Genomic DNA, 12,908 nt, shown 5'->3' on the forward strand with positions numbered 1-12,908 from the left:
GTCGGGGCCGGCCCGAAGCCTATTCGATGGCATGGCGGCCGGTCGGAGTTCCCGGATGAACGAACCTATGGCCGATATTTTCCGCCATGTCTGGGAGACCAAGTATCGGTACGCGCGCGAGCGCACGATCACCGACAGCTGGCGTCGGATTGCGCGTGCGCTCGCGGCTGTCGAGCCCAACGATCCCGCCGGCTGGGAAGCGCGGTATTTCCGCATCCTGCAAGACTTCAAGTTTCTACCCGGCGGCCGCATCCAGGCCGGTGCCGGAACGGCGCGAAACGTCACACTTTTCAATTGCTTCGTGATGGGACCGATCGAAGACTCGATCCCCGGCATCTTTAAAGCCTTGCAGGAGGGCGCCGTCACGATGCAGCAGGGTGGCGGCATAGGGCTGGATTTCTCAACCCTGCGGCCCCGTGGCACCCTGGCAAAGGGCGCCGGAACCGTTGCGTCCGGCCCAGTGTCTTTTATGCAGATCTGGGACGCCATGTGTGGGACCATCCTGTCAACTGGCGCCCGACGCGGCGCCATGATGGCGACCCTGCGGTGCGATCATCCCGACATTGAAGAGTTCGCTGCTGCCAAGCAAAAGCCGGGACAATTGCGCCGGTTCAACCTGTCGATCCAGGTGACGGATGCTTTCATGGCGGCGGTGCGCAGCGATGCCGAATGGCCATTGGTATTTCCGGCGGCGGTATTCGACGGAGACGGCGAGACGGTCTTGCGAGAATGGCCGGGCAACGCTCGGGCGGTGCCCTGCCGAATCCTTCGGCGTGTCCCTGCGCGACAGCTTTGGGATCGCATTCTGCAGGCTACCTATGATTATTCCGAACCCGGCGTGCTCTTCATCGACCGTATCAATCAGCTCAATAATCTCTGGTACCGCGAGCGGATCACTGCCACAAATCCTTGCGGTGAAATCCCGCTGCCCCCGTACGGGGCCTGCGATCTCGGCTCGTTGAATCTGACATGCTTTGTGCGATCGCCGTTCATGCCAGACGCACGCATCGATTTTGACGGCCTTACCGAGACCGCGCAGATCGCCGTGCGGCTGCTCGACAATGTCATCGACGCTTCGCGATTTCCACTTCCCGCACAGGCCGAGAATGCGTATCGCTCGCGGCGCATCGGCCTCGGCATCACCGGGCTCGCCGACGCCCTCGTCATGCTCGGCCTCACTTACGGCAGTGATCGCTCGATCTCTCTGGCCATCGACATCATGCGCTGTATTTGTCATGCGGCTTACCGCACGTCGATTGCGCTTGCGAAAGAAAAAGCCAGTTTCCCTTACTTCGAACGCGACAAGTATTTGCAAGGCCATTTCATCCGAAGCCTGCCACAGGATATCCAGGAAGGTATCTCCACATATGGCATCCGCAACAGTCATCTGATTGCGATTGCGCCGACCGGCACAATCAGCCTGCTCGGCGGCAACGTGTCCAGTGGTCTGGAGCCGATCTTCGCCGCCTCCTATAATCGCAAGGTGCTCGGCGAGAACGGAACGGCAAAAGACTTCGTGCTCACCAACTTTGCACTCCACCAATGGCGCGAGAGCAGCGGCCGGCCCAAAGGATTGCCCGTCGGGTTCGTCACCGCCTCGGAACTTTCCGCTCGCACTCACATCGCCATGCAGGCGGCACTGCAGCCATTCGTCGACAATTCGATTTCGAAGACCATCAACGTACCGTCAGATTATCCTCTCAGTGAGTTCAAGCAAATCTATGATCTGGCGTACGACCATGGTTTGAAGGGCTGCACCATTTTTCGCCCCAACTGGATCACAGGAGCAGTGCTGAGCGAAGGAGCGGCTGGCGTCGAGGCTCCGCACTGTTGCGTTCTCGAACGGGAAGCAGATTGATGATGTCGGAACGCCTCACTTCGTCAGATTCGCCTGCCACTGCCACCCGGCAGGATCTGCGAGAACAAGATTTGATCATGGTCGTGGCGGCATTGGTGCGCGAACTGCATCCTCAACGCTTTCGATTTATCGACGTCCGTCCGTCGAGCCGCATAGAGCGCGATCTGGGGATCGACAGCCTGGGCCGAACCGAACTCATCCTGCGAATTGAGCGTGCATTTCGCGTGCGGCTACCTGCTCAGACCATCGGCGAGGCCGAAACCATTCATGATCTTGTGCAGGCGCTGGAACAGGCCAGACCGACGCAAGGACGAATCGCTCTCGAAACACGACAGGCTCCTGCCCTTCCGTCTGTTCCAGCCGCGAGCGAAGCACAGACCCTGGTCGAGGTTCTGGAATGGCATGCGGCCCACCATCCCGACCGCCTGCATCTGACGGTATTGCAAGATGAGACCACGATTCTCGGCACACTGACATATGGCGAACTCGCCACAAGAGCACGCAACGTGGCTCGTGGCTTGATCGCCCGAGATATTGTCCCCGGGGACCGCGTAGCCCTGATGCTGCCCACCAGCATCGATTTTTTCATTGCTTTCTTCGGCATTCTTTACGCCGGCGCTATTCCGGTGCCGATTTACCCTCCGATGCGACTTTCACAGATCGAGGAACACCTGCGCCGCCAGACCGGCATCTTGCGCAACGCCGGTACTCGGCTCCTGATCACGATGGCCGAGGGCCGGCGGCTTGCCGCCCTGCTGCGCGCGCAGGTGGAGACGCTGAATGCAGCCGAGAGCGTCGAGGATCTGGAACGCTCCACGGCGATCCCCGGGCTGCCGCTGGTTGGGGATCCCGATTCGATCGCACTTATCCAATACACATCCGGCAGTACCGGCGATCCGAAAGGAGTGCTGCTCAGCCACGCGAACCTCCTTGCCAACATCCGGGCGATGGGTGCGGTCATGGAGGCCAGCTCGGCCGATATATTTGTCAGCTGGCTGCCCCTCTATCATGACATGGGCTTGATCGGCGCATGGCTCGGATGCCTGCACTTTGGTGCATCGCTCTATGCCATGTCGCCATTGAGCTTCCTCGTGCGACCAGAAAGCTGGCTATGGGCTATCCACCGCTTTCGCGCCACCTTTTCAGCGTCACCGAATTTCGGGTTCGAACTGTGCCTCAACAAAGTAGCCGATGCGGACCTTGAAGGATTGGATCTCAGTTCCTTGCGCATGGTTGCAAACGGTGCAGAGCCCGTCAGCGTGCAGACATTACGCCGATTCATCGACCGATTTGGCCGCTACGGCTTCCCCGCAGAAGCCATGGCGCCTGTCTATGGTCTTGCTGAGAGTTCGGTCGGACTCGCTTTCCCGCCGCTCAACCGACCGCCAATCATCGATCGCGTCAACCGCGAAAGGCTTAGCATGCAGGGGCAGGCTGAGCCGGCAAAGCCGGGCGACCCGAAACCGCTCGAGGTCGTAGCCTGCGGGCAGCCGCTGCCCGGTCACGAGATTCGCATCGTCGATGAGGCAGGTTACGAGCTCGGCGAACGGCGGGAAGGAAGGCTTGAATTTCGCGGCCCCTCCACGACACGCGGCTATTTCCACAACGAGATCAAGACCCGCGAACTCATTCACAACGGCTGGATCGACAGCGCCGACCGCGCATACATGGCCGGCGGCGACGTCTACATCACCGGCCGCATCAAGGACATCATCATTCGCGCGGGCCGTCATCTATATCCTCAGGAGATCGAAGAAGCGGTGGCCGGCATTCCCGGAATCCGAAAGGGTGGCGTCGCCGTCTTTGGCGTGGCCGATCGAGCCTCTGGTACTGAGCGCGTCATCGTTCTCGCCGAGACACGCGAGACTGATCCAGCGATGCGCGCAGCATTACAGGCGCGCGCGCAGGAGGTCACAACAGACATCGCCGGAACCCCACCGGATGAGGTGGTGCTCGCACCACCGAGCACTGTTCCAAAGACATCGAGTGGCAAGATCCGGCGCAGCGCCGCGAAAGAACTCTACGCAAGCGGTCACGTCGGCCCGATGCGGCGTTCCCTGTGGTGGCAGCTTTTGCGTTTGGCGCTTTCCGGGATCGGTCCGCAGATAAGGCGGGTAAGGCTATTGGCGCGCGAAATGCTCTACGCGGCCTGGTGGTGGCTAGTCCTTGCCGGTGCCTTCTTGTTAGGCTCACTTGCTTTGCTCGTTCTACCGCGCATGACTTGGCGGTGGGCTGCCCTCAGGTGGATTTGTCGCGGCACGCTGGCGGCGATGGGGGTTCCGGTTTCGATCATCGGTATCGAACGCATTCCCAGCCGAGGAGCGATGTTCGCGTTCAATCACTCAAGCTACATGGACGCGCTCGTATTGGCTGCGGCTCTCCCCGGCGAACCTGCAATTGTAGCCAAAAAGGAGCTTTCTGGACAGCTTATAGCGGGCTCGCTGCTGCGGCGGCTGGGCATACCGTTTGTCGAACGCTATGATGTGACTGGCAGCCTCACAGGTACCGAGGAGCTGATTGCGTTAGCGCGCCAAGGTCGCGTTCTGGTCTTCTTCCCGGAGGGCACATTCACTCGCCGGGTGGGCCTTTCTGGATTCTATCTAGGTGCATTCAAGGTGGCTGTCGAGGCAAGACTTCCCGTCCTGCCGTGCACTATTTGCGGGACGCGATCTCTGCTGCGTAGCAACCAATGGTTTCCGAGGCGCACTGCCGTCACCGTAGAAATCGGCGAGCCGGTGATGCCATCGGGCACGGATTTCGGTTCGGTATTGCGACTGCGTGATGAGGTGCGCAGGAGCATATTGTCCCGCTGTGGCGAGCCCGACTTGGGAGAATTGGTGAAGCCGACGGTACCGTGAACCCGTCGCTGCGCGGAATTCGAAACGACACACCAAGCACTATGGATCCTTTTTCACCCATGGTTGCCCGGCAAAGGCCGCCATGACCTCATTCTGCATTCGCTCGTCCTTCCCTGTGTAACGGGCGGAGAAGTGAAACGGCTCAACTCTGCGCACTCCCGCCTGGCGAGCGATTTGCCCGGCCGCCTCGGTCGTCAGATGGGCGCGCTCGGTCGCCAAAGCCACATCCGCTCTCGCAAACGCGGATTCAATGAACAGAAGGTCGGCGCCTTTGACCAATTCGACGATCGCTTTGCGATTACCCGCAGTATCTGCGACATCGGTAACGTACCCGATCTTCTGGCCCGGAGTGACAGTCAATACATCACGAAGCTTCCCGAGTGGCATGTCACGATCGTTCGAGCTCGTCATGGAAGAGCCGATCCGAACCGGAAAATCATCCGGTTTGCTCTCGATGACCGCACGCTTAAGGCTGCCCAACCAGGGCCCGACCGGAAGTCCGAGTTTTGCGAGCCGGGTCTTCCAGATATTGAAGTGAGCAGGTTCCTCGATAGCGAACCCCAGGCACGGCGTGCGATGCTCCAACGCTGCGGTTGAAACCCGGAAGGTTGGATCCTTGACCACGATGCCTTCGTCGATCCGGCCCGTACCCATTGCTTCAGCGGCGAACGCTGTCTTGAGGCGAAACCGAGCTGTTTGAGTGGAAAGAGAAGCATCGATTTCTGTCACCACGAAAACCAGATCACCAGGTTCGCGATCAACGAGATTCCAGAGATAGGCCTGGAGCTTGTGGTGGACGTGATTGACGAAGCCATTCGGGCCATAAAGATGGATCTGCTTGTCCCGACCGACGAGCACCCTTAACAGACGATCAAAACCGAAAAAATGGTCGATATGCGCGTGCGAAACGAACACGTGCTCAAGGCGTCGAATCTTTCGCGGCGACAATGACGTGATGTCGCCAAGGTCGAACAGGATCGCCCGCTTCTCGAACAGCGTCTCGATATAGAGCGCCGGATCGCCGGTTCGCCCGTTTATCAGCATTGGATGCAATAGCGGACGCATGTTCTATCTTAATGCATGACAGCAGCAGTTTGGATTGCGCCAAATCATGGTTGGGAGCAAGCAGCAGCTTTCCTCGTAAGGGGCCGAGGAACCTGCTCGAGAGGACCGGACCGTGACGCGCCCTTGATCCTGATCAATCAAGGCTATCCACGACTGAGACAATCTCTCTCGTCTGGAGGTAGCCAATGCAACTTAGCTCAAGTGCCTTTTCTGGCGGCTCAGCGATCCCGCGTCGTTTCACCTGCGATGGAGAAGACCTATCCCCACACTTTGATTGGGAAGCCGCACCTTCGACGACCCGCAGTTTCGCCTTCCTTTGTGACGACCCAGATGCGCCTGCAGGCAAATGGCATCATTGGGCCGCTTACGACATTAATGCTGACCAAACCGGACTTGCCGAAGGCGCCAGCGTTGACGGCGGCAGATTCAAGCAAGCCATCAACGACTTTCACCGGGTGGGCTACAACGGCCCCTGCCCGCCCCGCGGTCATGGACGTCATCGCTATCACTTTCGATTGCTGGCCCTTTCCGTCGACCACCTATCGCTCGGCGCCAAGCCATCCTGCCGTGAGGTCGAGCGAGAAGCACGCAGGCATGTTATTGCCGAGGCAACCCTCGTCGGAATCTATCAGCGATAGTCTCTGGCATTGAGATCCTCGCGTCATTCCGGTTGGGCACGAAGATATGGGCATCTGGAATTTGGTATGAGCTGGATCAGTGCGGAGCCCCGCCAGCACGATGAAGTAAAGCAAAGGTGAGGACAATCTCATGCGACATATTATGGTGGCCACTGACGGATCCAGCGGGGCAGATCGCGCGGTTGACGTGGCGGCGGAGGTCGCCAGAGCCTTATCGGGCGATCTGCTGATTGTGACAGTTGCGGATAGCCTCGCATTTGAGGAAGCGCAGCAACTGGTACGAACCGAACAAAGCATTGGCGACGTGCTGGAAGCATTGACAACACAGACGCTGAAGGCGGCCGAAGCGCGCGCTCGCCACCTTGGCGTATCCCAGATCGAACTGCGGGTCGGCTGGGGTGACGTCACCCGATCATTGATCGATATCGCCACGGGCGGCCCGGTCGAGATGATCGTGGTAGGCCGGCGCGGTCGCGGCCAATTGGCCGGACTGTTGCTTGGCAGTGTATCCCAGAAGCTTGTCAGCCTCGCCCCCCGTGCCGTCGTCGTCGTTCCCTGAATGCAAAATCCGTGCGTTGGCGGCCAGCTTTCGAGCTTCCGGACGGATCCTAGCCTTTGATGCAAATCAGCGGTCGCAGGCGCGCCACACTTCTAGCGAGCCCTGCATGCTCAGCCGCGGCCACGACCGCACCGACGTCCTTATAGGCGCCGGGGGCTTCCTCAGCCACGCCGCGTGTCGACGGCGACCGAATCAGGATCCCCTGTGAGGCGAGATCATCGACGATCTTGCGCCCGCTCCATTGCTTGAGCGCGGCGTGGCGGGAAAGCGCCCGGCCCGCCCCATGACACGCCGAGGAAAACGCCTTCGCCTCGCTCGTCGTTTCGCCGACCAGAACGTATGAGCCTGTGCCCATGCTGCCGCCGATGAGTACCGGCTGGCCGACGGGACGCAGTGCCGCAGGCAGGCTCTCATGTTCAGGTCCAAAGGCTCGGGTTGCGCCCTTGCGATGAACGAACAGATCGCGCCGCTTTCCGTCCACGAGATGACGCTCGACCTTGCAAGTGTTGTGCGAGACATCGAACAAAAGGCGCAGATCATTGTCCGGAAAGAAGTGCGCGAAGACGCGGCGGACGTAGTGCCCGAGAATCTCGCGATTGGCGAGCGCGCAATTGATCGCTGCCCGCATCGCGCCGAGGTAGCGTTGACCGACTTCCGAATCGATCGGCGCGCAGGCGAGTTCGCGGTCAGGAAGGTCAATACCGACCTCCTTCGCAGTCACTACCATCTCTTTCAAAAACTCGGTTCCGATCTGATGGCCGAGGCCGCGCGAACCGCAGTGAATGGTCACGACAACGCCGTCCTGTGCGAGCCCGAAGGCGTCTGCAACCGCCGTATCAAAAATCTCGGCCACCGCTTGGACCTCGAGATAGTGATTGCCTGAGCCAAGCGTTCCCATTTCCCGTCGCTGGCGTTCCTTGGCGCGGTCCGACACGCAATCCGGCCGGGCACCAACCATCCGCCCTTGTTCCTCGATCCGTTCAAGGTCGCGCATTTCCCCCCAGCCGCGCGCAACTGCCCAATGGGCGCCCTTTGCGAGCATGGCGTCCATCTCAGCCGCGTCCAGCGTGATCGCGCTTTCGCTGCCCACTCCGGCCGGGATCTGATGAAACAGTGAATCGGCGAGCTGCTTCTGTACGGGAAGGATATCGGCGACTGACAGTCCCGTCAGCATCGTACGCACGCCACACGATATATCGAAGCCCACGCCGCCGGCAGAGATCACACCACCGCGATCCGGATCGAACGCCGCCACGCCGCCAATCGGGAATCCATAACCCCAATGTGCGTCCGGCATGACATAGGAGGCTTGCACGATCCCGGGCAACCTCGCGACGTTGACCGCCTGCTCGAAAACCTTGTCATCCATGTCCTGGATCAGGTTTTCGTCAGCGTAGATGATCACCGGGACGCGCATCGTTCCCGAGGGCTCGACGCGCCACGTTGTACCGTCGACACGGGTAAATCGAGCAGGGTCCATCGCAGACCTCCATCATACATCGACAATGCAAGCGGCCGACCATCTGCCGTCAGTGTCCTTGGCGACTCTCAGCGCGGTATAGGTCGCGCCCTTCGGTTCACAGGCCGGAGCGTGCCGTTCGACGTCGACTGGCTCGCCCCACAGCGTCCCCTCAAGGCGGTCATTTTCAATTCGGACTAGAAAACGCCCAAATAGCATATTACGAACCGCCATTTCGTAGATGATGGCGTTGAGCCATTCGACGAAGAGCAGCTCGAGATCCGGCGCCTCGCATTTCAGCCGAACGGCGATTTCCGGATTCACTTCCGCTTGTGTGACAATCGCCATCAGGGCTAAAGCCGCCTGCTCGAACGCTTCGGCAGGTGTCGCGCCCCATCCCCGCAGTCCAACGTCAGCATCATGCGGAAAATGTTCCCACTCCCTCCTCTGCTCAGTTGGCAAGGCAGAACTTATGGTCATTCAGCCAAACGCCTCTATCCCGGCCGCAAGATGCTTTGGAGGAAAGCAACAAAACAAGTGGCATCACTTGATCTCGCGCAAATACACCAGGCCGCCTTGGTGGAAAATATTTAAGGGAGATAGTCATGCCAGCCCTTCAGGATCTCCGCGTCGCCGTGTCTGAGACAGAGGCTTGGGTCGATGACGTCACACGCCGTCTCGGCTGGCATGACCGCGAGCGGGCCTATCTGGTTCTGCTGGCAACCCTACATGCGTTGCGCGACAGCCTTCCGCGGGATGCGGCGATATACATCGGAGCGCAACTGCCGCCCTTGTTGCGCGGGCTCTATTATGAGGGATGGCATCCGGGCGCCCACCAGGCCTCGAAGAGTAGAGGTGCCTTCTTTGAGCGTATTCACGATAGCGTCCATCGCGACCCCGGCATCGATGCAGAAGAGGCCGCTCGCGTGGTGTTCGCCGCACTTGCGGCACGTTTGCCTGCCGGCGAACTCGAGGACGCCAAGGTTGCCACGCCGAAGCCGCTGCACAATCTTTGGCCAAGCTGATTTGGCCATGAGCGTTACGGCACAATCATCAACCGATCCTCGGCCAGTGCGATTCGTAAGGCTTTTCCTTTGCGGCGACGTCATGACGGGACGAGGCATTGATCAGGTACTGCTGCATCCCTGCGACCCAACGCTGCACGAAGGCTACGTCGCCTCGGCAAAGGATTATGTTGGTTTAGCCGAGCAAGCGAATGGCCCAATTCCCCGACACGCCGAGCCTTCGTACGTGTGGGGCGCCGCGCTCGATGAATTGAGCCGGATGCAGCCGGACGCGCGTATCATCAACCTGGAAACGGCCATTACCCGTAGCGACGACTACGCCCGAAAGGGCATCAATTACCGCATGAGTCCGGAGAATGCCGACTGCCTCTCCGCCGCAGGGATCGACTGCTGTGTGCTCGCCAACAATCACGTCCTGGATTGGGGACGGAGCGGTCTGTTGCAGACATTAGCGGCACTGGAACACCTGAAGATCAAGGCTGCCGGCGCCGGTCGAAATGCCTCCGAGGCCGCGGCGCCGGCAGCACTGGACCTTGCCAACAAGGCGCGGGTACTTGTCTTTTCTTTCGGCGCTGTGACGAGCGGCATTCCCCGCAGTTGGGCCGCCACAACGGACACTCCCGGTGTCAACCTCCTGACGCGGCTTTCCGAAGTGGACGCACTACGCGCCGCGGAATACATCGTCAGCGTCAAGCAACCGGGCGACTTGGCCGTTGTCTCGCTCCATTGGGGATCAAATTGGGGCTACGAAATCCCCGAAGAGCAACAACTATTCGCGCGCACGCTCATCGACCAAGCGAATGTGTCTGTCGTTCATGGCCATTCATCGCATCATGCCAAGGCCATCGAGGTCTACCATAGGCGGCTTATTCTCTATGGTTGCGGCGACTTCCTCAATGATTATGAAGGGATCTGCGGCTACGAAGAGTTCCGCAGCGACCTGGCGCTGATGTATTTCGTGGATATCGAACCGGCGACCGGAGATCTCGCCGCGTTCGAGATCATCCCTCTTCAAATCAGGAAGTTCCGGCTTGGCCGCCCCTCGAGGCAGGACATCGAGTGGGTGCAACAGACGCTCCAGCGGGAATGTCTGCGGTTCGAGACCGGCATCGTACTCGATCCGGGCGGCCGGCTCGTCCCTTCCCGCCCGATCTCCAACCGACCCGCCACCTGACGTCTCTCGCAAGTTCGTCTCTTTCGATGAAGTCCGTGCCTGACAGGGCGACTGAGCATCCTCCGTTCACGCGACGGGAGCGCTCTGGTGCGGGATAACGTCGCCAACGGTCAGCTTTGATCCAGGTCAAGGCACTCCGCCGGCTCCGGCGCTTGAATAATTTTCTGTTGCGCGGAGGCAAGATTGGCGAAATACGGCAGTGAACCGTCTAAGGGCGTGGATCTGCCTATGTGATGAACCAGTCTGCTGACGAAGCGTGACGGAAGGGCCCGTAGCTGTCCTGTCCGAGCACCCCGGAGGAAACTTCGGTTCGACGGATGAGAGGCGCGGGCCCTGCGCTTTGCAAAACCCAATGCTTTCCCGCTCGCTTCGAACCAGAGCTTTCGCGCGCCCGAACAGAAAACCATCAGAACTAGACGAACGGCAACAGCTCGGAGGATATCCGAATGGAACCCTTTCCCGTAGATATCGATCCCAAGCAGATCGTTCGCTGGATCATTGCCGAGCATCGGATCACCCCCTCGTCTCTGAAGATCGTCGCGCGCCGCACAGCCGAGGAGCGCCAAATCCCCGCTCGCGCAGACCTTCACCTCGGCGATGAGGAGCGCGAGGACCTCAGCGAGATCGCCACTGTTGCAACCCTGGAGATCGCTCCCGCCCACCCGTCCGACGGCTGGCTGATGACCATTGTCGTTGAAGACGAAATCGGTCCGCGCGGGCCCGGCAGGGGCACGATGGTAGAGGATGAGCAGCCGATTGATCTTGACTCCTTCTACAGCCAGTTCATCCGCCCCGAACGAGGAACCGCGACAGTCGTCGCGCAGGCAAACGATTCCGAGGCCGAGGCCCGCCTGTCCAGCCTACTCGCTTCCATCGAGAACGATCGGCACGGCCCCGGTGTTGTCAAGCAAGAGCGGGCAAAATGAACGAAGTCTTCGCTCTGGCTTCGTAATTGGTTCTAAACATGCGGCAGAGGCCGTCGTGAGGACTGCCGGAAACGGCATTGGATGTTGTCGAGGGCAGGAAATTCGACCGTGGCTCTAACGCCTGACCGAGGTTGAGAGACGACAATGTTCATCGGCGTTCCCAAGGAAATCAAAACCGACGAATACCGCGTCGGCCTCACTCCCGCGACGGTCGAGGAACTGACAACGAGGGGGCATCGGGTCGTGGTCGAGACCGTGGCGGGTGCCGGGGCCGGCATTGCCGACCAGGAGTACATCGCCGCCGGCGCCGAGATCGCCACAAGTGCGGATCAGATATTTCAGCGCGCCGAACTGATCGTGAAGGTGAAAGAGCCGCTTGCATCCGAGCGGGAGCAATTGCGCCGCGGCCAGATTATCTTCACCTATTTGCATCTGGCGCCCGATCCCGAGCAGACCCACGACCTGATGGCCTCGGGTGTGACGGCGCTTGCCTACGAAACCGTCACCGACGCGGCGGGCAAGCTGCCGCTGCTCGCCCCGATGTCGAGGGTCGCCGGCCGCATGGCGCCGCAGGTCGCCGCCCATTTCCTACAACGCCCCCAAGGGGGCCGCGGCATCCTGCTCGGAGGGATCGACGGCCTGCCGCCCGCCAGCATCCTCGTTCTTGGCGGCGGCGTCGTCGGGTCCAACGCGGCGGAGATGGCAATCGGGATGGGCGCCAAGGTCAGCATCGCCGCGCGCACCCCCGAGACCTTGCGCCAGCTGTCGCAGCGGTTTGGCGATGGCGTCACGACGGTCACCTCTGATGCGGAGGCAATCGAGGCCCTCTGCTCCTCCGCGGACGTGGTGATCGGGGCCGCTCTGGTCGCGGGCGCCGCTGCGCCCAAGCTTATTCCAGCACGCACCGTCGCCGCCATGAAGCCGGGCTCCGTCATCGTCGATGTTTCGATCGATCAGGGCGGCTGCGCCGAAACGTCTCGCCCAACGACACACTCACAGCCGACCTTCCTGATCGGCGGCGTCGTGCATTATTGCGTCCCGAATATGCCCGGCGCGGTACCGCGGACATCGGCATATGCGCTCGACAATGCCACCCGTCCGTTCGTGCTGGCGCTCGCCGACAAGGGATTCCCGCGGGCGCTGATCGACAATCCGCATCTGCGCAATGGACTCAATGTGCATGACGGCAAGGTCACTTGCCGCGCCGTGGCCGACGCCCTGCGGCTGCCCTTCACCGCCGCGATCGATGTCCTGCACTGAGAACTCAGCGCGCCAATGCGCGCCCGGGGCTTGATGCACGTCAAGGCCAACGCCGCCGTTTGACCTGAAATGCGCCGTCAGATCAG

11 protein-coding genes are annotated in these 12,908 nt (G+C 60.5%); 8 read left to right on the forward strand and 3 right to left on the reverse strand.

Annotated features, from left to right (window positions below):
- The first annotated feature begins 55 nt into the window (after positions 1 to 55).
- Positions 56 to 1,858: an adenosylcobalamin-dependent ribonucleoside-diphosphate reductase gene (locus KMZ29_RS20510; RefSeq protein WP_215620928.1), complete on the forward strand. Its 1,803-nt coding sequence runs from the start codon at positions 56 to 58 to the stop codon at positions 1,856 to 1,858.
- Positions 1,858 to 4,716 (forward strand): AMP-binding protein, encoded by a 2,859-nt coding sequence (locus KMZ29_RS20515; RefSeq protein WP_249779743.1) that lies wholly within the window; start codon positions 1,858 to 1,860, stop codon positions 4,714 to 4,716. Before KMZ29_RS20510 ends, KMZ29_RS20515 begins: the two co-directional genes overlap by 1 nt.
- A 39-nt stretch (positions 4,717 to 4,755) precedes the next feature.
- On the opposite strand, the gene KMZ29_RS20520 is transcribed toward KMZ29_RS20515, so the two are convergent.
- Positions 4,756 to 5,781 carry a ribonuclease Z gene (locus KMZ29_RS20520; protein WP_215620929.1) on the reverse strand — a complete coding sequence of 342 codons (1,026 nt, stop codon included), beginning with the start codon at positions 5,779 to 5,781 and terminating at the stop codon, positions 4,756 to 4,758.
- Between the two features lie 185 nt (positions 5,782 to 5,966).
- Between KMZ29_RS20520 and KMZ29_RS20525 the strand changes: the two genes are divergently transcribed.
- Both KMZ29_RS20525 and KMZ29_RS20530 read left to right on the forward strand, forming a co-directional pair.
- Positions 5,967 to 6,419: a YbhB/YbcL family Raf kinase inhibitor-like protein gene (locus KMZ29_RS20525; RefSeq protein WP_215620930.1), complete on the forward strand. Its 453-nt coding sequence runs from the start codon at positions 5,967 to 5,969 to the stop codon at positions 6,417 to 6,419.
- A 130-nt stretch (positions 6,420 to 6,549) separates the two neighbouring features.
- The gene (locus KMZ29_RS20530; RefSeq protein WP_215620931.1) at positions 6,550 to 6,978 is read left to right on the forward strand and encodes a universal stress protein; all 429 of its coding nucleotides are present in this window, start codon (positions 6,550 to 6,552) and stop codon (positions 6,976 to 6,978) included.
- A 49-nt stretch (positions 6,979 to 7,027) separates the two neighbouring features.
- Here the strand turns inward: KMZ29_RS20530 and KMZ29_RS20535 are convergent, their stop codons facing one another.
- The gene (locus KMZ29_RS20535; protein WP_215620932.1) at positions 7,028 to 8,458 is read right to left on the reverse strand and encodes an RtcB family protein; all 1,431 of its coding nucleotides are present in this window, start codon (positions 8,456 to 8,458) and stop codon (positions 7,028 to 7,030) included.
- Positions 8,459 to 8,470: 12 nt separating this feature from the next.
- Positions 8,471 to 8,917, reverse strand: coding sequence for an archease (locus KMZ29_RS20540; protein WP_215620933.1), 447 nt, complete (start codon positions 8,915 to 8,917; stop codon positions 8,471 to 8,473).
- A gap of 125 nt (positions 8,918 to 9,042) precedes the next feature.
- Between KMZ29_RS20540 and KMZ29_RS20545 the strand changes: the two genes are divergently transcribed.
- The 4 genes from KMZ29_RS20545 to ald all read left to right on the forward strand — a co-directional run bounded on the left by KMZ29_RS20545 (position 9,043) and on the right by ald (position 12,822).
- Positions 9,043 to 9,462: a DUF2267 domain-containing protein gene (locus tag KMZ29_RS20545; RefSeq protein WP_215620934.1), complete on the forward strand. Its 420-nt coding sequence runs from the start codon at positions 9,043 to 9,045 to the stop codon at positions 9,460 to 9,462.
- 82 nt (positions 9,463 to 9,544) lie between these two features.
- Complete coding sequence (locus KMZ29_RS20550) at positions 9,545 to 10,636, forward strand: CapA family protein (protein ID WP_249779744.1); 1,092 nt, start codon at positions 9,545 to 9,547, stop codon at positions 10,634 to 10,636.
- A gap of 446 nt (positions 10,637 to 11,082) precedes the next feature.
- Positions 11,083 to 11,562 carry a hypothetical protein gene (locus KMZ29_RS20555; protein WP_215620936.1) on the forward strand — a complete coding sequence of 160 codons (480 nt, stop codon included), beginning with the start codon at positions 11,083 to 11,085 and terminating at the stop codon, positions 11,560 to 11,562.
- 144 nt (positions 11,563 to 11,706) lie between these two features.
- Complete coding sequence (ald, locus tag KMZ29_RS20560; RefSeq protein ID WP_215620937.1) at positions 11,707 to 12,822, forward strand: alanine dehydrogenase; 1,116 nt, start codon at positions 11,707 to 11,709, stop codon at positions 12,820 to 12,822.
- The last annotated feature ends 86 nt before the right edge of the window (positions 12,823 to 12,908 follow it).

This window comes from Bradyrhizobium sediminis (assembly GCF_018736085.1).
Classification (GTDB): domain Bacteria; phylum Pseudomonadota; class Alphaproteobacteria; order Rhizobiales; family Xanthobacteraceae; genus Bradyrhizobium; species Bradyrhizobium sediminis.

Bases quoted from the DNA above. Each gene is read 5' to 3' on its own strand.
- KMZ29_RS20510 (WP_215620928.1), top strand. From the start codon at position 56: ATGAACGAACCTATGGCCGATATTTTCCGCCATGTCTGGGAGACCAAG.
- KMZ29_RS20545 (WP_215620934.1), top strand. From the start codon at position 9,043: ATGCCAGCCCTTCAGGATCTCCGCGTCGCCGTGTCTGAGACAGAGGCT.
- ald (WP_215620937.1), top strand. From the start codon at position 11,707: ATGTTCATCGGCGTTCCCAAGGAAATCAAAACCGACGAATACCGCGTC.
- KMZ29_RS20535 (WP_215620932.1), bottom strand. From the start codon at position 8,458: ATGGACCCTGCTCGATTTACCCGTGTCGACGGTACAACGTGGCGCGTC.
- KMZ29_RS20550 (WP_249779744.1), top strand. From the start codon at position 9,545: ATGACGGGACGAGGCATTGATCAGGTACTGCTGCATCCCTGCGACCCA.
- KMZ29_RS20530 (WP_215620931.1), top strand. From the start codon at position 6,550: ATGCGACATATTATGGTGGCCACTGACGGATCCAGCGGGGCAGATCGC.
- KMZ29_RS20515 (WP_249779743.1), top strand. From the start codon at position 1,858: ATGATGTCGGAACGCCTCACTTCGTCAGATTCGCCTGCCACTGCCACC.
- KMZ29_RS20555 (WP_215620936.1), top strand. From the start codon at position 11,083: ATGGAACCCTTTCCCGTAGATATCGATCCCAAGCAGATCGTTCGCTGG.
- KMZ29_RS20540 (WP_215620933.1), bottom strand. From the start codon at position 8,917: ATGACCATAAGTTCTGCCTTGCCAACTGAGCAGAGGAGGGAGTGGGAA.
- KMZ29_RS20520 (WP_215620929.1), bottom strand. From the start codon at position 5,781: ATGCGTCCGCTATTGCATCCAATGCTGATAAACGGGCGAACCGGCGAT.
- KMZ29_RS20525 (WP_215620930.1), top strand. From the start codon at position 5,967: ATGCAACTTAGCTCAAGTGCCTTTTCTGGCGGCTCAGCGATCCCGCGT.